Below are 18620 nucleotides of genomic sequence, written 5' to 3'. Positions count from 1 at the left end.
CTTAACCCCGCGGCACGGCCCTTTGCTTACCGCCCGAAGGAGGTGCCCTAGAAGTTCGCCATGACGCTGAAGGCGGTTGAGCGGCCCCCAAAACGAATGACGGGTGACAGGATTTTTGAGCAAGGCGGGAAAGCGTACGTCCTGATTATTCGGCAAAAACCAATGAAGTCCTGGGCGTATTCGGATAGAATGCGCGCACCCCAACTCTTTTATAAGGTTTATGACTTTCGTTTCAGTACCCACTTATTTGGAGAAAACTACACATTCAACCCCAGCGGATCCGCAGATTCGTTCAGCCAATGCACCGGATGCTCGTCACGGTGATGCGCTCGCCGACGCCGGCATTGTGGTAAGACCGCTTGCTGCCGCAGATTTTCAGGCTGTCATGGATGCCTATTACCAGCAATGGGGCATGGAGGATGACGGCGATCCGGTCGTGTCCGGCTGGTGGACGGCCGCCTTGTTTGAAAAAGCTTCGTTTGGATGCTTGGCATGGAAGGGCGATGAACTCTTCGGCGCTGCTGTCGGCCATGCCCGCAGCATGAAAAAGCTCGAGCTCGGGAGTTCCTGGAAGTCCTCGGTCGTTTGGGCGCAGGAAGCCGTGGATAAGCTCGGCGGTGAGGCAATGGCGCTTTTGGACGAAATTTCGATTTGCAACCGCCGGCTGGCCCAGCGCGCACAGGCTGACGGCCGCCGATTTGCGGCCGAACTCGATTTTCTGTGGGTGTCGCCCAAAGCCCGAGGAATGGGACTCAGCAAGCGCCTTCTCACGGAAGTGCACGCCGTCATGCGTGCTCACGGCGCTCAGGAATATGCGCTTTTCACCGATAACTACTGCGACTACAGCTTCTATCAGCGTAAGCCCTGGGAGAAGATCGGCGAAATGATCTGGCCTTCGCCGAAATGGGCTGGTTCTTCGCGCAGCTTCATGTTCGCGAGGCGCATCGCCTGACGGGCGGCGCTCTCTGCTCTTTAGTTTTCTCAGAGAATACGTCCGGCCGACCGCCCCCAATTTGACCCAAAGCGGTCGGCCGGACGCCTTCAAGAGCCTTAAATCACATAGTCGGGCGTGCCGATGGAAGCCAGATAGCGCGACAAAAACTGCCGCGTTCTCGGCTCCTTCGGATTCGTGAAGAACACTTCCGGTGCGCCTTCTTCGACGACGACGCCCTTGTCCATGAAGGTCACCTTGGTGGCGACATGACGGGCGAAATCGAGCTCATGGGTGACGATGACGAGCGTGCGGCCTTCTTCGGCCAATTTCTTGATGACGGCCAGCACTTCGCCCACCAGTTCCGGGTCGAGCGCGGAGGTTGGTTCATCAAAGAAAATGACGTCGGGATTGGCTGCGATGGCTCGGGCAATGCCGACGCGCTGCTGCTGACCGCCCGAGAGCTGACTCGGGTAATGATCCGCACGGTCGCCCATGCCGACTTTTTCAAGACATTCCCGCCCGATGCGTTCGGCCTCGGCAGCGGAAAGCTTGTGTACGACGCGCAGCCCCTCGGTGACGTTTTCGAGTGCGGTGAGGTTGCGAAAGAGGTTGTAGTTCTGAAAGACAAAACCCGTCTTGCGGCGGATGCGGGCCGCATCCCGGTGGCTCACCTTCGGGAGGTCGAGCACCTCGCCCTCAAAATTCATTTCGCCGCCGTCAGCGGTTTCCAGAAAGTTGGCAATTCTGAGGAGCGTTGTCTTCCCGGACCCCGAAGGACCGAGGATAGCGACCACATCGCCCTTGGCCACACTGAGGCCGACATTTTTGAGCACTTCGGTGCCGCCGAAAGACTTCTTAATATTCTTGAGTTCAAGCATCTTTGGGGAGCCCCTCATTAATAGTCGTAGTGCTGGAGTTTCTTTTCGCCCCAAACCTGAATGCGCGACAAGATCGTTGTGAAGGCGAGGTAGATAACGGCCGCTTCCAGGTAAAGCCAGAAAGGCTCATACGTGCGGGCGGCGATGCGCTGCGCGCTCATGAACATTTCATAAACCGTAATCGACGAGGCAAGTGAAGTGTTCTTTACGAGCGAAATGAACTCGTTGAAGAGCGGCGGGAAAGCTGTGCGGAAGGCCTGCGGCAGCACAATGCGGAACATCGTCTGCGTCCAGCTCATGCCGACGCAGAGCCCGGCCTCGAGCTGCCCCTTAGGCACTGCGCTGATGGCAGCGCGGAGCGCCTCAGAAGCATAGGCGCCCACATTGAGCGAAAAGGCGATCACGGCCGACGGAAAGGCGTCGATGACAATGCCGATGCTCGGGAGGCCAAAGAAGATGACAAAAAGCTGTACGAGCGCGGGCGTGCCGCGGAAGATCCAGACGTAGATTCGGGCGAGCGGCTCGAGAACGGGCGTCTTCGCCGTCCGAATGAGTGCAATGGCCACGGCGACAACGAGGCCAATGGCAAAAGAAATGAGGGTGAGCGGAATCGTCACGCAGATCCCGGGAATGAGAAGCTGAGTGAAGGAGTCCGACAATATTTGAATAATGCGCTGGTCCATGACGTGCTCGGTTTGGGGGCCGCTCACAACCGTGATTGCCCTCTGGGAGAGTACACGGCCGTTTTCAGCGGTTTGGGCGGGGAGCTTGCAGGAAGTGTCTAATGATAGGGAAGCGGCGCCGGACTTTGGGGGCTTTTCTGTCCTTTAAGGTCAAGAGTGCGGGCAGAAAAACTTTTCCTTGAGGTCCGACGCCGCCAAAGATTACTTCGTTGACACGTCAATGCCGAGGAACTTGATGGAAAGCGCCTTTAGAACGCCTTCGGCGCGCAGTTCATCGAGCGCCTGGTTGAGCGCCGCGAGAAGCTTCGGGTTGCCCTTGCGCACCGGAATAGCCACGTCAATGCCCTCTTTGGTCGTGGCGACCACCTTCACCGGCACGTTGGGCTGCGCCTTGCGGTAATCGACCCAGGCGAGTTCGGAATTCACCACCGCATCGGCGCGCCGCTGAGCAATCAGCTGAACCGACTGCGCGAAGTCCTGCACCCCGACGATTTCTGCGCCCGCATTAACCGCAATCTTTCCCCAGTTGGAGGTGATGGTCTGCGCCATGCGGACGCCTTTGAGGTCCTCAAATCCCTTGATCTTCTCGTTGTCGCTGCGCACAAGGAGCACGCCCTTGATTGACACATAAGGTTTCGTGAAATCGTACTTCGCGAGGCGCTCAGGCGAAAGACCAATCTGGTTGATGCCGATGTCATAGCGCTTGGCGTCAATGCCCGCAATGAGTGCATCCCACGGGGTTTCGACAAACTTCGCTTCAACGCCGAGCTTTTTGGCGATGGCGCGGCCAACTTCCACGTCGTAGCCCGTGAGGCGGCCTTTTTCGTCATGATAGGTATAGGGCGCATAAACCCCTTCCGTGCCGATTGTGAGGACGCCGCGGGCCTTGATGTCATCAAGATCTTCGGCGTGTGCGGCGTTCGCGGCGAAGCCAAACGCTGCTGTCAGTGCAAGCGCGGCGCCGAGCGTCCAGCGGCGAGAGACCGCGCGCAGTGAAAAAGAATGGGCAGAAGCGGAAATGGAGTGCGTCATGATGAAAATCCTTTGAACTTAGCGAATTCGATGCGTTTTGCTCAATAACGGTCCGCACCGGCGGGGCCTCCGATAGAGCCGCGGCGGGTGGTCGGAAAAAAAGTGTCGTGACCCTGCCGGAAGCCCCGCGGGTGCGGACCGTCGCTCTTGATGAGTGAGCTCTGTGAAAGTGGTTTAGCGGCCGGAGTGCTTCATCAGCGCTTCGCGGCGGCAAAGGCCTGCTCAAAGTCGGCGATGAGATCCTCGATGTCTTCAATGCCGACGGCGACGCGGATGAGATTGGGCGTAATGCCGAGTTTCTTCTGCAGTTCCGGCGCATAGGACTCATGCGTCATGGTGGCCGGAATGCTGATCAGACTTTCAACGCTTCCGAGACTCACGGCAAACTGGAAGAGCTTCAAGGCTTTCACAAACTTTTCAAGGTCATAGGCCTCTTCATTGAAGCGGAAAGAGAGCACGCCGCCCGCGCCTTTGGACTGGCGGCGGTTGACGGCATAACCTGGATCGGATTCAAGACCCGGATAAAAGACGGCTTCAACCCCGGGATGAGCGGAAAGGTAGCGCGCAATCGCATGGGTATTTTCTTCGTGGCGGGCCAGGCGCAGCGGCAGCGTTTTGATGCCGCGCTCGAGCAGGAAGCAGTCGAACGGATCGAGGACGCCGCCCAGGGCCTTCGAGTAGAGCTTGAGCTTTTCATAGAGCTTGTCGTCATTGAGGACGACGAGACCGGCGAGAAGGTCGGAATGACCGCCGTAATATTTAGTGGCTGAATAGATGACCACGTCGGCGCCGAGGTCGAGCGGACGCTGATTGACGCCCGTGAGGAACGTATTGTCGACGGCGAGCAGCCAGTTGCGGGCTTTGGCAGCTTTGGCCACATGAGCAATATCGGTGACTTCGAGGAGCGGATTAGAGGGCGTTTCGATGTAGACGAGCTTGACGTCAGCGGGCGCCGTTTCAAAGTCGTAGGTATTGAAGTCGTCGACCACCGTGAATTCGACGCCGCGCTTCTTAAAGAGCTCGGTCGCATAAAGCCAGGTGCCGCCGTAGACGTTGTTGGAGATCAGCACGCGGTCGCCGGCATTGAGCGTTTCAAAGACCAGCGAAACCGCGGCCATGCCGGTGGCAGTGGCGATGCCGTGCTTGGCGCCCTCAATGTCGGCAGCATGCTTTTCAACGTCCGAACGCGTCGGATTGGCTGTGCGGCTGTAGCCGTATTCGCGGAACTCCGTCGGCCCCTTTTGGATAAAGGTTGATGTGAGATAAACGGGGAATGCGGCAGCGTAGTGGGAAGTGTCGGTGAGACCGCCGTGAACGGCAATGGTAGAGATCTTCATGATGATGGCCCTGGACGTCAATGAATAAGTAAAGCTTTTAAAAAATGAGTTGATGATGTATTACCGAAGTCTTTTGGTGTTTTTAGGCGTAAAGGAAGCCCCGCTTTCTGTCAGTTATTTCTGTCGGAAAGTCAAATTACGAAACGGATTGAATTCGGAGTCTAAAAAAAGGCGCCGCTTCCGCGACGCCTTTTGGATCCCGCTGAGATAAACCTGACTCACCGGAATATGGCTGAATGTTCCGGAAGTTCAGGTCTCACGACATCGAAACCATGCGTCGCGGCCGGTCTGCGTGCAGCAGCACATCAGACACGCGCACATGGTGCAGCACATCAGCTTGTAGCGACGCTCGGTCATGGTTATAAAAGTTCCCAAAAAGTCGTGAGAAAACGAGAATTTCTAAAAAATGAAAAGTTCGCTTTCAATTTTGCGCACCCATCATTTTGGGTGCTGTTGGGGTAATCATGGAATGAATTAGTAAAACCGTCAATAAGACATTCATCTTAGTTTGGTAAAAAAGACACTCTTCATCGGTAATACCTCACATTGAAGCCCGTCCTCCGAACCAGAGAAAAGATCCGTTCATTCTTTTTCGCGGTTCTGCCAGCGTTCTGCGCCGGCAGCGAGCCGTGTGAGACCTTCAAGGAGCAGGGCTCTTTGCGTCGCAATATTGATGCGCACAAACCCTTCGCCGTCTCGGCCGTAATGCGAGCCTGCTGCAGCCCAGACTTTCTCGTGCGTTTTAAGCGACTCGCAAAAGGCGTCCGTGTCTAGGTCCGCACCCAGCATTGGCCGCATGTCTGCCCAGAGGAGGTAAGTGCCTTCGAGCTTGGAAAGCCGGCAGAGCGGCAGTCTTTCGGCAAAAAAGGCTTGAGCGGCAGCCAGATTGCCCTGCAGATAGGAGAGCAGGGCTTCGAGCCACTCCTCCCCTTGGTTCCAGGCGGCAATATCCGCAGCAACGCCGAATACATTGACGTCGCAGCACTCGTTGTCATTGACCGCGCGGTCAATCTTCGCTCGGACCTTGGGGTCGGCGGCAATAATGGCAGCAATGCCGGCCCCGGCCAGATTGAAGGTCTTGGTGGGGGAGGTCAAGATCACCGTGCGCAGGGGATCGACGCCCTCAACTTGAGCCGCAGGGAGATAACGGTTGCCGCCAAAGACAAACTCGCCGTGAATTTCGTCGCAAACGAAGAGCACGCCGGCCTGGTGTGCGATTTGAGCCGTCCGGCGAATTTCGTCGGCCGTCCAGACACGGCCCACCGGGTTGTGCGGGCTGCAAAAAAGGAGCACCTTCACTCTGGGGTCGGCGAGCGTCTTTTCGAGCGCCGCAAAATCAATTGTCCAGCCGGCATCGCCCATTAGAAGCGAAGTTTCTGCCGCAAAGCACCCGTTGTTGCGGATGCTCGAAAAGAAGCAGTTGTAGGCCGGCGTCATCAGCGCCACACCGTCGCCCGGCCGCGTAAAGGCTTTGATGACCGCGGAGACGGCGGGGACCACGCCGGTGGTACAGAGCACTTCTTCGCGGCGGATCTGCCAGCCGTGTCGCCGGGCAAACCATCCTTGGAGCGCTTCGTACCAGGCGTCGGGCACTTTTTCGTAGCCGAAGACGCCGTGCCGGACGCGGTCGCTGAGTGCTTCAATGATGCAGGGGGCCGTACGAAAATCCATATCCGCTACCCAAAGCGGAATGACATCCGCGTCGGCAGAATCCCACTTGTAGGAACCGGTGCCCCGACGCTCTGTCGGTTCGTCGAAGTTGAATGCCTTCATGCTGAATTTCCCCTTCTTCGGCAACGAAAGCGCCTATTGTGCCGTACCGGTTTCAATGATGCAGTCCGATCCGCTGCGGCGGTGTTCGTCGAGAATCAATTTGCCGAGCGATTCGCAGCGGATGAGTCCGTGAATCGGGTTCTTGATGCTCGTTACGGGGCTCCGGATATCCGCATTCACGGTGGAATACTCAAATCCGAGATCGCAGTCGGGATCCATCGTGCAGTTTTCAAGCACCAAATCCTCTGCATAGCAAAGCGGCTGAGTGCCCTTGATTCGGCAGTTGACGAGCTTCAGGCGCTTGGTGTGCCAGCCAAGGAATTCGCCGTCGATTTCCGAGTCGTACACCGTGACGTCCTCCGAATTCCAAAAGGCGTCTTTGGCGTGAATCTCGGCGTCGCGGATCACCACATTGCGGCAGTACTGGAAAGCATAGTTGCCGTGATGAACATAGTCGGCGATATCAATGTTGGCCGAATGCATGAAGAGATAATCGGCATGATCGGCCGACACGTGCCTGAGTTTGATATTGCGGCAGTTCCAAAGCGTTTCCATCGCGTCGGAGAGTTCTACCTGCTCGAGGTCGATATTTTCCATGTCGCGGAACATCTTCGGCGCGTCGATTCGGGTGTGCTTCATGCGCACATCGTCGGCGTACCAGATGGCGGCGCGGGCGCCGGGCGAAAAGCGGCCGCCCTCGAGCACCACATGTTTGGCGTGCCAGAAGGGGTATTTGCCTTCAAAGAGGCATTCTCGGGCAGTGATGTTTTCGACGTGCTTTAAGGCGGATTCGCCCGGGTGAATGACAACGTGGTCGAGCTCCGCGCTGCGGAGCGCAAAAAGCGGGCGCTCACCGCCGTATTCGACATTTTGGAGGATCTGCATTTTTTGTCCTGTTTGAATGGTGAGGCTCACCCGAAAAAAAGCGATGCCGGCATCTCTTTGGGGCATCGTCGGGCAGCGATGATGAATCGCTTCAAACTCTAAGACCGCAGGCTTTGGCCCGCCCTGCTGATCGCCGCAAAGAACTGTACGATTCTGCTCGAGCCTTCAAACCCCTAAAAAAACGGCTCGAACATGCGAAGTTCGAGCCGTATTGAGCGCCAATATGTCTCCCAGACTTTAGAAGAAGGTCTGCAGGAGTGCATTGAAGGCCACCGCGAAGACAATCGTGATCGCCAAATTGGTCTTCAGGGCCACAACGACCGTGGCCGCGAGCGTCACGAGCGTCACAATGTTTGTCGTCATAAAGGCCGGTGCGGCGATGGAAATCATTACGCAGCAGGGCGCGGCATCCAGAATGCGCTGCATGCGCGGCGACACGGGATGACGGCGAAGCACCAGCCAGCCGATCAGGCGTGTGGAGTAGGTGGCAAGCAGCATGCCGCAGATAACGATGAATTCCTGAAGCGAGGGCAGGGCGAAAATAGTGCGTAGCGTATCGGACATCTTCGTGTTCTCCTTATTCGCTCACCGCTGCCAGAACCAGACCGGTAATGGTGCCGAGGAGAATACTCCAGTGAAGCGGCACAAAGAGGCTCGACCCGGCCGCGACGAGCGCCGAGGCGGCCATCGGGCCGGATTTGGAAAGCGCCGGCCGCATCGCCGCCACGAGACCGATGAAGGTGGCCGGGAAAGCCATCAGGAACCCCCAGCGGGTCAGGTCGCCGAGCGACCCGCCGACAGCGGCGCCAATCGCAGCGACCATGAACCACGAGGTCCAAAGCGTTACGCCGACGCCCATGTGGTAGGAAAAGGAGAAGAGCTCAGCAGCAGGGCGCCCCGCCTTGCGGCGGCGATGCACTTCCTGCATGGACAGTGCCCACGTTTCATCGCACATGACGAAAAAGGCGAGGAGGCTCCTTGGCGTTGACACTTTCGCGCTCTGCATAAAAGGCGTGAGCGCAGCGCCCAGCACAATATGCCGGCAGTTGATCAGCCAAGTCGCGCAGACAATAACAATAAAGCTCGGTGCCGAGCTCCAGAGCGCCACAGCGGCAAATTCACTGCCGCCCGCAAAGTTGAAGGCACACATGATGGCCATGCCGATGGCCGAGAGCCCGTGCTGCGCGCCTTGCGTGCCGAGAATAAAGCCGAGCGGCAAAATACCGATCATGATCGGCAGGGTTGAGCGTGCGCCGGCCCAAAAGTCGGACCAGGCATCCTCATGGTCCGATTGGCTCACGGCTTTGGAAGAGGCGAGAGCTTCAGAACCGGCCGATTCTGCGTCCGTTTGAACGCGCTCGGAAGACGTACCGTCTTTGGCGGACAAGGCGCCTTCAGTAGGTTTTGTCATAGGGCAAAATGGGAGTTTGATTCGCTGGAAGATCGATTCTAGGACTTCTGCGCACCGAAAAAGTGCATGCGGCTCAGGCATTCCCATTAGTGCATCAGACAAATGAGGTAATAGCTGACCCAACACCATCTGGCCGTCTGCCGATCGAGCCGAGGGCATGCCGCTCAACATCTAATTACTTTGGCGGAGTTCTTTTGGTGAATAGGCATTGTTTGCACCGCGTTTTAGCATCCGAATGAGGTTATTCCTCATCGGAGGTTGCATGTCAGTCGTCTTGCTGTTTGAAGCTCAGGTTCAGCCCGGGCGCCTTGAAGCTTACGTCCATTATGCGCTTGAAGCTCAAAGGGATTTGGCTGCGGCTGACGGATGCCTTTCCACCGAACAGCTCATGGCTGTCGATGAGGCTCGCCGCATTATGGTGAAGTCCATCTGGCGCGACTCGGCCTCGGCTCAAGCGTGGAACCGTACCAACGGCGCACTGCTCGCTGAGCGGGCAGCTCGGCTCTCACTTTTTGAGGATTATTCCGTATCGCTCCTTTGTCCAGCCGAATTCACGCCTTCGGCTGCGCCGGCGCCCAAGATTCGCGAGGCTGCAGCGGCAGCGAGCTGAGACGCTCGCGGAGGCGATGAAGAAAGATTTCCTGCCGCCGCAGTCACCGCCTCTATGCAGATCTCCGCACCCGACTGCGGCGGTTTTTCCTCTCCGTCGACCGCAATATAAAAAGCTTCCCAATGCTCACGTGCGTCGGGAAGCTTTTTCTTTAGTTTCAGCCGCCCTCGGGCTGAGCGTCAGGGGGCGAGCATTACTTTTTATTACTTGGCCGTCTTCAGATAAGCGTCAGCGGACTGACCGGCGATGCGGCCGAACGTCACAATATCAGCCTGAGCGTTGCCGCCGAGGCGGTTGCCGCCATGGACGCCGCCCGTGACTTCACCGGCCGCAAAGAGACCCGGGATCGTGTGACCGGCAGGATTAAGCACCTCGGCCTTGGTATCGATCTTCACGCCGCCCATCGTGTGGTGAACGGCCGGCTGAACCTTGACGGCAAAGAACGGGGCGGTCTGCATAGCCTGCGGCATATCAGCACGGCCGAACGCATCCTTGCCCGCAGCTTTCCCGGCCGCATAAGCCTTGAGCGTGGCTTCTAGCTCTGCCGCCGGCACGTTCATCGCCTTGGCGATTTCGGCGACGGTATTGCCCTTGACGGCCAGACCCATCGAAATGTAGGAGTCCATGAGCTTGGCGGACTTGCGGGTAGCATCATCCCAGAAGACCCAGGCGAAGCGGCCGGGCTGCTTAAGTTCAGCGGCCGAAACCACATCGCGCGTGAGGAGCTCATTGGTGAAGCGCTTGCCTTCGGCGTTGATCAAAATGCCGCCGTCGCCGCGCACGCTTTCAGAAATCAGCGTGCCGTCCGGCGCAGCCGTCGGATGCGCCTGAATCTGCTTCATATCGACGAGCGCTGCGCCGGCATGTTCGGCCAGGATAATGCCGTCGCCCGTTGCGCCGGGCTGATTGGTCGTCGCATAACCCTTGAGTTTGGGCTGATACTTGACGAGCATATCCTGATTGGCGCCGAAGCCGCCGGTGGCGAGCACCACGGCCTTGGCATCAATCGTATAGACCTTGCCGTCCTTGGTCGTGGCTTTGACGCCCGCTACGCGGCCGTCCTTCATAATGATTTCGGTAGCTCGCGTCTGCGTGCGGACGTCCATCTTGCGGTCTTTGGCGGCCTTCCAGAGCACACGGATGACTTCCGGGCCGATGGCGGAGCCGTCTGTCGGACGGTGAGCGCGGGGATACTTGGCGCCGCCCGCGCGCCCAACGGTATTGAGGTCAGCACCCAGTGAAACGAGCCAAGCGACGGCGTCCTTCGCATGCGTCGTCAGCGTGCGCACCAGCGCAGGGTCATTGAGGTTGTGGCCGCCCTTCATCGTATCGGCATAGAACTGATCGATCGTGTCGGGGATGCCGGCCTTTTTCTGCTGCGGCGTTTCCGCGGCATTGATGCCGCCCTCGGCACGCACTGTATTGCCGCCGATCATCGGCATCTTTTCCAAAACCACCACTTCGCGCCCAAGGTCGTGGAGCGTAACGGCTGCGGAAAGTCCAGCTCCGCCGGCACCAATCACAACGGCATCGGGATTGGCAAAAGCTGCGCCGACGGAAAGTGCCAGGGCGGCGGCAATGAAAGTGCGCTTCATAAAGAATTTCTCCTTGAGGGTGTGCTCGGAATGTGGCCGAGCATTTTGTCGAAATGCTGCATCCGCGGCCGCACTCGGTCATAGGGCGGTGTTGGATGCATTGAATCTGCCCGACAGTATCCGCCTCGCGAGCGTCAGATGCGTTGAGAGATACTCAATGGCGCGTTGAGGTATTCTTTATGCCCTTATTGGTATACAAATGGTGACGCAATGATGCTTATCTTTTTTGAGTACGCAATGCGAATTCGACAAAATCAATTGCTGAAGGCAAAGCTGGGCGCGCTTTAGGCAATACGAAAGCAAGCGGGCGTGCCGCCCAGCTGTCCTCCAGCTCGCGCACTTCTACCGGTGCGTTTGGCGGAACAGCCGACGCAGGAACGACTGCTGCGAGCGGCCCTCGAGCCACCAGTTCAACCAGCAGACTAAAGGAAGGGGCCTCAATAATCGGTTCAAAGCGAAAGCCTGCGGCCAATGCACGCTCTTTCATGGCTGCGGTCATTGGACTCGCGTCAGTGAGTGCAGCAAATCGAAGATTGAGGAGCTCGGCAAATAGAATCGGCCGATTTTTAAACTGCTGAGCCGCGCTGGAGTCTCTCGGGAGAATCACCACATGGCGATCTTCGACAAATTGAACGAGTTCGAGCTTCGTCCGATAGGCCGGCGAAAGTTCCCGAATTCCGCCGATGAGTCCCAAATCGGCTTCACCGGTGAGCACTGCCTCAGGCGTCAATGAACTTCGCTGTTCAGTTAATACGGCGCGGAAACTTGAATTTTCGCGCAGATAATCGGCCGCGATTCGGCAGAGAAAATTCTGCAGCCCTGTGCTGTTTGAAAAGATGCGAAGCGGCTCCGGATCATGCTTTGAAAAGGGATTTAATCGTGCGTCGAGCGCCGCCGCTTCTGCAAGAATGGGCACTGCAGCTTCGGCCAATGCGGTTCCGGCTTCAGTCGGCACGAGTCCTTTCCCGGTCCGCGTGAAAAGCTGCGCGCCGATGCCGTCTTCGAGTTTCCGGAGGCGAAGACTGACGGCTGAAGTTGTCAAATGTGCCGCTTCTCCGCTCGCTGACAAACTGCGCGTACGCATGAGAATCAAAAGAAGGCGCAGATCAGAGAGTTCATAGTGAAGCGGCATGTTTTTCGATACCAATCGAGATGCATTGACGGCAAATACAACTTTCGTTTTATGAAATTGTATGCAATTGCGGCACGAAAAGTCTTGCTTTGAGAGCAAGTACTCCCGCTAAGTCTTGTTGTGCGGCAGTAACAACGTAAATATTCAGGGCAAAAGGAACTTTAAGTCAAACGCAGCGCGGCATAAGGCATTCATTCGGCCAAGTACTTCAGATTGAATCTTTCTGCAGCTCACAATAGTTCAATCGCTTGCGGTTCTCTGCGCCGTCTTCAGCTTTGATCTTAGTATTCTTGCTTACAAAACCTGCTCAATAAGAATTCTTCATCCCATTGCATCACAATATTCTCTTTCTCGATATGTCTAAACAGTCTGATCGAACACGAGTTTGAATAACTTTTTTCTCAAGTCAGATATTGCTTTTGAGATTAAATTTGGTATTATTCGTTCCAACAAGACTTTTTCCCATTTTTTCGGAGAATAATATGTCCGATGATAAATTCGTAAATGAACTGACCCAGATTGAAGAAGAACAGCGTGCTCTGGATGCTCGCCGCGCTGCGATTAAGAAGCAGGTTGTGGAACGCGTTAAGGTCATGATCCGCACGTACCATCTTACGACGGACGACATCACCGTCCCCGCTCCGGGCGAACAGGACGACGACGGCCGTATGGTCAAGTACCGCGATGCCGACGGCAATACCTGGACGGGCCGCGGCCGCAAGCCGAAGTGGCTCATCGCCGCCATCAACGCCGGCGCCAAGCTTGATGATTTCCGCACCTATGCGGATCGCTCTGCTGAAGAACTCTGATTTTCTGCAGCATGACCAAAAGCGGAACTTCCTTGGGTGAAGTTCCGCTTTTTTTATTCCTGTTCACGGCACGCTCAAACTGTCTCTCGATACGATTTGGCAACTGGTTTTGCCGAGGAATGAACCTCGGCACTCCTTCTCAGATTTACTAATGACTGAACCGCGACGGCGTTAGAGAAGGGGGATGTCGGTTTAAAGAAATAGGATGCGCCGCTTCATCGGCATAAGCATTTAGGCGAGGTTTCCGGCCTCATGGCAAGCCGTCCGCAAAGTCGAAACGGAAAGGATGAATGATCAGTTGTTCAATCAAAATCAACCTTTTATCAATAACGGATGATCGGCTGAGCGGCGAAGAGATGAATCATCGCATTCCAAGTTCTGATCGTAATAGGCAATACCTTGCTCGGAATTGAGCAGTCGTTCTGAAAGATTTGATCAAAAATCAGCATGAAGCGCATCCGATCATTCAGATCGCGGGATCACTTCTGCGGTTTGCAGCAAAGCAACTCTTTGCCCTGCAGATCTATTGCTAATTGCGAAAATCTTCTGGTTACGCCATGAACGAACAAAATATCAATCCGGGTATCTTTGGGCTCGGCAATCCCAATAATGCTTACAGTCAATATTTCTCCGGCCGCAGCTGGCTCAAAATGCTCACCGTCGAGCGTTTAGTGACGGCTAATGTCACTTTCGAGGCGGGCTGCCGCAACAACTGGCACGTGCATCATAAAGGCGGACAAATTCTGCTCGTTACGGCCGGCCGCGGCTGGTATCAGGCGTACGGCGAACCTCCCCGCTCACTGAAGCCGGGCGATGTTGTCAATATTCCGCCGGAAGTAAAGCACTGGCACGGTGCGGCAAAAGATTCGTCTTTCGCCCATATTGCCATTGAAGTTCCGGCCGAAGGCTCGTCAAACGAATGGCTCGAACCCGTTTCAGACGAAGACTATGCAAAGCTTTGACGAATGACGCAGAGACCGGCAGGGGTGTTTGCCCATAAGAACGAAACGCCGTCGTCAGCGGTTTGAACGTTTGGCTGACGACGGCATTTGGGGTTTCTCCGCGGACTGAAGTACCGCGCAGAGGTGTTTTCAGATGGAATGCTTTATCCCAGGGCGACCAAATCGCAGCCGGCCGGAGCAGAAAGCGTTGCAGTCATATAGAGAATGCGTCCGTCATGCGGGGCATGAATCTGCGCGAGCACCGCGCCATCGAAATCCTCGAGATGCCCAAGCAGGTCACCCTTGAGGACATCATCGCCCGCCTTGACGCGCGGGAACCAAAGACCAAACTCCGAATGCGACAGATAGGTCGCAAACGGTGCCTCACGCTGGGCAGTATTAACCGGCGCTTTGCCGTCAATAATGCCAAGGTGCGCGAAGAGCGCCTTGAGATCTTCAAAGTAGGCTTCTACTTCTTCGGGCTCCCAGAGCCCGCAGGCGCCGCGCTCGATGAGAATGGAAGGCGTGCCGCGAAGCGCAGCACTGTTGTAGGCGCCGGTGGATGCCTGTGACAAAACCCGGACCGGTACACTGAGCACCTGGGCTGCGGCACGAGCCGTTGTGGTCACCTCAGGCGCACAATTGCCGGGCACGTAAACATAGGGAGTGAGTTTTTCAAAGAGATCCCCGCCGTGCAGGTCAATGTAGAAGTCTGCTTCGTCTTGGAGCTGGGTGATCGCCCAAGCCGTCTTTTCCGACGCAGAACCTTCCGGGTTACCGGGGAACATGCGGTTAAGGTTCTTCCCGTCTTCGGGGAAGATCGCTTTGGCGCGTTCCTTTAAAGCAGTTGGATTGCAGAGCGGCAGGACCGTGACTGTCCCGGCAATATCGGCCTGCGACAGAAAGGCTCTGAGTTTTCTGGCGGCCAAAATGCCGGGATATTCACTGCCGTGTATGCCGGCCGTGATCAGCACATGGGGTCCCGGGCGGCTCCCCGATGTACGGTATCCGCGCAGCGTGACGCCGCCCTCGATTTCAAACAATTCAATCATTGTGGGTTTTTCCTCGCAATGGTCAATAAAGAACTTGTCCCTGAACGTGCATCACATCACCGTGCGGCGTGCCGATTTCTTCATCTCGCTCCATGCGGGCTTCGGCTTCCGGATCCGGAGCGCCGTGAATGCCGATGCCCATCACAGCTCGCAGCAGATCGCGGGCGTAAGCATTGCGGATGTCGCCGATTCTGCTCATATCATCAACGGCTTCTACAAAGCTGCCGTTGTGCAGGAACCGCACGCGGTCGCAAAAATAGGTAATGGCGGTCAAGTCGTGGGTAATGAAGACGTAGCTGAGATTCAGTTCATGCCGCAGATCCTTCAGAAGGTCCATTACTTGAATCTGCGTTGCCGCATCGAGAGAACTAATTGCTTCATCGAGCAGAATGAAGCGGGGCTTCAGAGCGACGGCGCGGGCAATGCACACGCGCTGGAGCTGGCCGCCCGAAAGCTCATGCGGATAGCGGGTGAGAAAGCTTTCGTCGAGACCGACGCGTTCAAGGAGTTCAATGGTTTCCTTGCGCTGAGTTTCTCGGCTGATGTTTGCACCCTTCAGGCGCAGGGCGCGGAAGGATTCCCCAATAATGCCCTGTACGCGAAAGCGCGGATTGGCCGAAGTGGTGTAATCCTGAAAAACAATGGAAATGCTCGACTGAATGCGCGCTTTGTCGACACGCGGCAGGCGGCCGTAGAGATCGAGCCCGTCGAGACGAACCGTGCCGGAGTCGGGCGCAAGCAGTCCGCAGAGGACACGTCCGAAAGTTGATTTGCCCGAACCCGATTCGCCGATGATGCCAAGGCATTCACCTTCCTTGAGGTCGATCGAAAGGCCGTGGAGCACTTCCTGACGTTCACGGCCGAAGAGCCGCGTCTGATTTTCCTTGCGGAATGAAACGCGGATGTCTTTTGCTTCAAGCAGCATGAACTTTTTCTCCTCGAATAGCCCGGCTGAAGGTCGACATGACTGAGAGATGCCGATCGATGAGTTCGCGCGTATAGGGGTCCTTCGCATGCTCAAAGATTTCTTCGGGCAGACCGCGCTCAACGGCAAGGCCGCGATGCATGACGACGAGCTTGTCCGAAATGAGCGAGAGCACGCCGAGATCATGCGAGATGAAGATCATCGCAGCACTGCGGGACGTTTTAATGCGCAGAAACTCCTGCATGATGGCGTACTGACTGATGGAATCGATGGCCGTTGTCGGCTCGTCGCAGATGATGAGGGACGGCTTCAGAGCAAGCGCGAGACCGATCATCACGCGCTGGAGCATGCCGCCCGACATCTGATGCGGATATTTGCGCAGCACATCCTCCGGGTCACGGATCTTCATGAGTTTAAGCACTTCGATCGATTTGGTCCGAATTTCGGCGCTGCTCCAGTCCGTATGTTCCTGAAAGGTTTCTGCCATCTGAGCGCCGATGCGGTAGAGCGGATCAAAGCAGCTCATGGGGTTCTGGAGCACCATGCAGATCCGTGAGCCGCGAAGACGGCGCAGTGCATCGGCATCTTTCTCCAGAAGGCTTTCTCCCTGAAAGAACACCTTGCCGCGAACTTCAAACGAACGATCGAGAAGTCCCAGCATGGCCTTGGCGGTCATGGATTTGCCTGAGCCCGATTCACCGAGAATGCCGAGACACTCCCCGGGCGCTACGGAAAAACTGACGCCTTTGACGAGTTCGGCGGACTTCTTATCCTGATGGAAGGTGACGTACAGATCCTGTACGTCAAGTACAGACTGCTGAGACATCAGAGACGTACCTCCTTGGGATCAAGGGCGTCGCGAAGGCTGTCGCCCAAGAGGTTGAAGGCGCCGATGAGCACGACGACGGCAATGCCCGGAACGAGCATCTGTTCGGGATTGGAGATCATGACGTTCTTGGCTTCGTTGAGCATCGCGCCCCATTCCGGCATCGGTGCCTGAACGCCGAGACCGAGGAAGGAGAGCGTGGAGATGTTCAGAATGGCCCAGCCCGTGTCGAGACTCGCGAGAACGGCAAGTTCGGCAGCAATGCAGGGCAGCATGTGATGCGTGAGAATGAAGTAATTCCCAGAACCGATGGACTTGGAGTACAGAATAAAGTTCGATTCGGTGTACTTCACGACGGCCGTTCGGATCATTCGGGCGTACCAAGCCCATTTGATGAAGATATTGGCGATGATGACGTTCTCAATGTTCACGCCCATGAGCGCCACCACGGCGAGAATCATGATTTGCGACGGGAAGGAGAGCATCACGTCGACCACGCGCATGATGAATTCATCAATCGGTCCGCGGAAGTAGCCTGCCAAAACCCCCATCAGCAGTCCCAGCCCAATCGTGCCGGCCATGGTGAGGAGCGACAGGAAAAAGGTTGGACGAATACCGTAAAGCATGCGTGAGAAAACGCAGCGGCCGAGCTGATCGGTGCCGAGCGGATATTCCCATGAAGGTGAAGCGAACTTCATCAGAATATTGTTTTCATACGGGTCATGCGGCGCAAGCAATGGCGCGAAGACGCCCGCAAAGACCGTAAGCAGAATCACGACCAGGCAGAACTGCGTGACCGGATTGCGCAGAAAAACTCTAAGCATTTCAGGCCGTCTCCTGTTTGCGCAGACGCGGATCGACCGCGCACTGGATGATGTCGAAGAGGAGGTTGAAGATCACGAAGAGCACGCCCATCATGAGCACATAGGCTTGAATGACCGGGTAGTCGCGATTGAAGATCGACGTGATGCAGAGTTTGCCGAGACCGGGCCAGGCAAATACGTTTTCCACAACGATCGTGCCGGCAATCAGCTGCGGAATCGACATGCCGATGGCGGTCACGCACGACTGGAGCGAATTCTTGAGCACGTGTTTGACGAGAATCGAACCTTCCTTGAGTCCGCGGACGCGTGCGTAAAGCACATAGTCTTCACGCATGTTTTCGAGCATGTTGTTGCGGATCAGGCGGATATAGGTCGAAATGTAGGTTAGCGCCACCGTAAAGGCAGGCAGGATCAAATGGGCAAAAGTGCCCGAGCCGCTCGTCGGCAGCAAATCGAGCTTGATGGAGACGAACCAGATGAGGAGCAGACCCACCCAGTAAGCGGGCATGGCCGTTGTCGCAAAGACGATGCCGCGCATGATGCGGTCAAACCAGCTGTCTTTATAGACGGCAGAAAGAAAGCCGATGGGGAGGCTCAGCACGATCACATAGACCAAGGAAAGGCCCGCAAGTGACAGAGTGGCCGGCAGACAGCGGCCGAGTTCGCCCAGCACTGTGCGGGACGGATTGGTGTAGCTCACGCCGAAATCGCCCTGAAGGCAATTCCAAACCCAGTCGACATAACGCGCGAAAAACGGCCGGTCCAGGCCCAATTCCGCACGGACCTGCGCGATGGCTTCGGGCGTAATGACGGGCGTCTGTCTTACGCGGAGCGCAACTTCCGCCGGATCTGACGGGATGAGATTGATAAAGATGAAGCAGAAAAACGAGATGACGAAGAGCAGCGGAATCGTTGCCAACAGTCGTCGGATGATGTATTGGCGCATAGAAAGACAAATCCCCGGCGCCAAACT

The 18620-nt window shown here is 56.4% G+C and carries 19 protein-coding genes; 4 read left to right on the top strand and 15 right to left on the bottom strand.

Translation table 11 applies throughout. The annotated features are described in order from the left end of the window. Positions 1–220: 220 nt before the first annotated feature. The gene (locus tag DES29_RS05355; RefSeq protein WP_005431326.1) at positions 221–952 is read left to right on the top strand and encodes a GNAT family N-acetyltransferase; all 732 of its coding nucleotides are present in this window, start codon (positions 221–223) and stop codon (positions 950–952) included. A 98-nt stretch (positions 953–1050) separates the two neighbouring features. On the opposite strand, the gene DES29_RS05350 is transcribed toward DES29_RS05355, so the two are convergent. From DES29_RS05350 to DES29_RS05315, 8 genes are all read right to left on the bottom strand, one after another. Then, complete coding sequence (locus tag DES29_RS05350) at positions 1051–1812, bottom strand: amino acid ABC transporter ATP-binding protein (protein WP_016474368.1); 762 nt, start codon at positions 1810–1812, stop codon at positions 1051–1053. A gap of 17 nt (positions 1813–1829) precedes the next feature. After that, positions 1830–2495 (bottom strand): amino acid ABC transporter permease, encoded by a 666-nt coding sequence (locus tag DES29_RS05345; protein WP_005431317.1) that lies wholly within the window; start codon positions 2493–2495, stop codon positions 1830–1832. Positions 2496–2696: 201 nt separating this feature from the next. Further along, a complete protein-coding gene (locus DES29_RS05340; RefSeq protein ID WP_005431315.1) occupies positions 2697–3527 on the bottom strand; it encodes an amino acid ABC transporter substrate-binding protein in 831 nt (276 codons plus the stop codon). A gap of 194 nt (positions 3528–3721) precedes the next feature. After that, a complete protein-coding gene (locus DES29_RS05335) occupies positions 3722–4864 on the bottom strand; it encodes a trans-sulfuration enzyme family protein (RefSeq protein ID WP_016474370.1) in 1143 nt (380 codons plus the stop codon). A gap of 582 nt (positions 4865–5446) precedes the next feature. Beyond that, positions 5447–6637 (bottom strand): MalY/PatB family protein, encoded by a 1191-nt coding sequence (locus DES29_RS05330; RefSeq protein WP_113854550.1) that lies wholly within the window; start codon positions 6635–6637, stop codon positions 5447–5449. 33 nt (positions 6638–6670) lie between these two features. After that, positions 6671–7522 carry a DUF3737 family protein gene (locus DES29_RS05325; RefSeq protein WP_016474372.1) on the bottom strand — a complete coding sequence of 284 codons (852 nt, stop codon included), beginning with the start codon at positions 7520–7522 and terminating at the stop codon, positions 6671–6673. Between the two features lie 237 nt (positions 7523–7759). Beyond that, positions 7760–8086 (bottom strand): AzlD family protein, encoded by a 327-nt coding sequence (locus tag DES29_RS05320; RefSeq protein ID WP_005431309.1) that lies wholly within the window; start codon positions 8084–8086, stop codon positions 7760–7762. Positions 8087–8099: 13 nt separating this feature from the next. Next, positions 8100–8933: an AzlC family ABC transporter permease gene (locus tag DES29_RS05315; RefSeq protein ID WP_113854549.1), complete on the bottom strand. Its 834-nt coding sequence runs from the start codon at positions 8931–8933 to the stop codon at positions 8100–8102. 262 nt (positions 8934–9195) lie between these two features. On the opposite strand from DES29_RS05315, the gene DES29_RS05310 reads away from it, so the two are divergent. Beyond that, a complete protein-coding gene (locus tag DES29_RS05310; RefSeq protein ID WP_005431305.1) occupies positions 9196–9543 on the top strand; it encodes an antibiotic biosynthesis monooxygenase family protein in 348 nt (115 codons plus the stop codon). A gap of 203 nt (positions 9544–9746) precedes the next feature. Here the strand turns inward: DES29_RS05310 and DES29_RS05305 are convergent, their stop codons facing one another. Continuing rightward, positions 9747–11138 carry a flavocytochrome c gene (locus DES29_RS05305; protein WP_005431304.1) on the bottom strand — a complete coding sequence of 464 codons (1392 nt, stop codon included), beginning with the start codon at positions 11136–11138 and terminating at the stop codon, positions 9747–9749. A gap of 217 nt (positions 11139–11355) precedes the next feature. Further along, the gene (locus DES29_RS05300; protein ID WP_016474374.1) at positions 11356–12270 is read right to left on the bottom strand and encodes a LysR family transcriptional regulator; all 915 of its coding nucleotides are present in this window, start codon (positions 12268–12270) and stop codon (positions 11356–11358) included. A gap of 482 nt (positions 12271–12752) precedes the next feature. Here DES29_RS05300 and DES29_RS05295 point away from each other — a divergent pair, with 482 nt between their 5' ends. Next, the gene (locus tag DES29_RS05295; protein ID WP_005431299.1) at positions 12753–13079 is read left to right on the top strand and encodes an H-NS histone family protein; all 327 of its coding nucleotides are present in this window, start codon (positions 12753–12755) and stop codon (positions 13077–13079) included. Between the two features lie 557 nt (positions 13080–13636). Next, entirely contained in the window at positions 13637–14041 is a 405-nt protein-coding gene (locus tag DES29_RS05290) for a cupin domain-containing protein (RefSeq protein ID WP_005431297.1), read from the top strand. 143 nt (positions 14042–14184) lie between these two features. Here the strand turns inward: DES29_RS05290 and DES29_RS05285 are convergent, their stop codons facing one another. Genes DES29_RS05285 through opp1B form a run of 5 tightly spaced genes read right to left on the bottom strand, consistent with a single transcriptional unit; the run spans position 14185 to position 18593 of the window. Beyond that, positions 14185–15072, bottom strand: coding sequence for a M14 family metallopeptidase (locus tag DES29_RS05285; RefSeq protein ID WP_016474376.1), 888 nt, complete (start codon positions 15070–15072; stop codon positions 14185–14187). Positions 15073–15094: 22 nt separating this feature from the next. Beyond that, positions 15095–15997, bottom strand: coding sequence for an ABC transporter ATP-binding protein (locus tag DES29_RS05280; protein ID WP_021995217.1), 903 nt, complete (start codon positions 15995–15997; stop codon positions 15095–15097). Then, positions 15987–16823, bottom strand: a complete 837-nt coding sequence (locus DES29_RS05275) for an ABC transporter ATP-binding protein (RefSeq protein ID WP_005431294.1) — start codon at positions 16821–16823, stop codon at positions 15987–15989. Before DES29_RS05275 ends, DES29_RS05280 begins: the two co-directional genes overlap by 11 nt. After that, positions 16823–17647, bottom strand: coding sequence for a nickel/cobalt ABC transporter permease (opp1C, locus tag DES29_RS05270; RefSeq protein WP_021995220.1), 825 nt, complete (start codon positions 17645–17647; stop codon positions 16823–16825). Before opp1C ends, DES29_RS05275 begins: the two co-directional genes overlap by 1 nt. Before the next feature lies 1 nt (position 17648). Beyond that, positions 17649–18593, bottom strand: a complete 945-nt coding sequence (gene opp1B / locus DES29_RS05265) for a nickel/cobalt ABC transporter permease (RefSeq protein ID WP_005431291.1) — start codon at positions 18591–18593, stop codon at positions 17649–17651. Between the last annotated feature and the right edge of the window lie 27 nt (positions 18594–18620).

The organism is Sutterella wadsworthensis (genome assembly GCF_003315195.1).
Taxonomy (GTDB): domain Bacteria; phylum Pseudomonadota; class Gammaproteobacteria; order Burkholderiales; family Burkholderiaceae_F; genus Sutterella; species Sutterella wadsworthensis.
The sequence above is the reverse complement of the archived record's forward strand: the minus strand, read 5'-3'. Positions and strand labels throughout refer to the sequence as shown.

Bases quoted from the DNA above. Each gene is read 5' to 3' on its own strand.
- DES29_RS05355 (WP_005431326.1), top strand. From the start codon at position 221: ATGACTTTCGTTTCAGTACCCACTTATTTGGAGAAAACTACACATTCA.
- DES29_RS05350 (WP_016474368.1), bottom strand. From the start codon at position 1,812: ATGCTTGAACTCAAGAATATTAAGAAGTCTTTCGGCGGCACCGAAGTG.
- DES29_RS05345 (WP_005431317.1), bottom strand. From the start codon at position 2,495: ATGGACCAGCGCATTATTCAAATATTGTCGGACTCCTTCACTCAGCTT.
- DES29_RS05340 (WP_005431315.1), bottom strand. From the start codon at position 3,527: ATGACGCACTCCATTTCCGCTTCTGCCCATTCTTTTTCACTGCGCGCG.
- DES29_RS05335 (WP_016474370.1), bottom strand. From the start codon at position 4,864: ATGAAGATCTCTACCATTGCCGTTCACGGCGGTCTCACCGACACTTCC.
- DES29_RS05330 (WP_113854550.1), bottom strand. From the start codon at position 6,637: ATGAAGGCATTCAACTTCGACGAACCGACAGAGCGTCGGGGCACCGGT.
- DES29_RS05325 (WP_016474372.1), bottom strand. From the start codon at position 7,522: ATGCAGATCCTCCAAAATGTCGAATACGGCGGTGAGCGCCCGCTTTTT.
- DES29_RS05320 (WP_005431309.1), bottom strand. From the start codon at position 8,086: ATGTCCGATACGCTACGCACTATTTTCGCCCTGCCCTCGCTTCAGGAA.
- DES29_RS05315 (WP_113854549.1), bottom strand. From the start codon at position 8,933: ATGACAAAACCTACTGAAGGCGCCTTGTCCGCCAAAGACGGTACGTCT.
- DES29_RS05310 (WP_005431305.1), top strand. From the start codon at position 9,196: ATGTCAGTCGTCTTGCTGTTTGAAGCTCAGGTTCAGCCCGGGCGCCTT.
- DES29_RS05305 (WP_005431304.1), bottom strand. From the start codon at position 11,138: ATGAAGCGCACTTTCATTGCCGCCGCCCTGGCACTTTCCGTCGGCGCA.
- DES29_RS05300 (WP_016474374.1), bottom strand. From the start codon at position 12,270: ATGCCGCTTCACTATGAACTCTCTGATCTGCGCCTTCTTTTGATTCTC.
- DES29_RS05295 (WP_005431299.1), top strand. From the start codon at position 12,753: ATGTCCGATGATAAATTCGTAAATGAACTGACCCAGATTGAAGAAGAA.
- DES29_RS05290 (WP_005431297.1), top strand. From the start codon at position 13,637: ATGAACGAACAAAATATCAATCCGGGTATCTTTGGGCTCGGCAATCCC.
- DES29_RS05285 (WP_016474376.1), bottom strand. From the start codon at position 15,072: ATGATTGAATTGTTTGAAATCGAGGGCGGCGTCACGCTGCGCGGATAC.
- DES29_RS05280 (WP_021995217.1), bottom strand. From the start codon at position 15,997: ATGCTGCTTGAAGCAAAAGACATCCGCGTTTCATTCCGCAAGGAAAAT.
- DES29_RS05275 (WP_005431294.1), bottom strand. From the start codon at position 16,823: ATGTCTCAGCAGTCTGTACTTGACGTACAGGATCTGTACGTCACCTTC.
- opp1C (WP_021995220.1), bottom strand. From the start codon at position 17,647: ATGCTTAGAGTTTTTCTGCGCAATCCGGTCACGCAGTTCTGCCTGGTC.
- opp1B (WP_005431291.1), bottom strand. From the start codon at position 18,593: ATGCGCCAATACATCATCCGACGACTGTTGGCAACGATTCCGCTGCTC.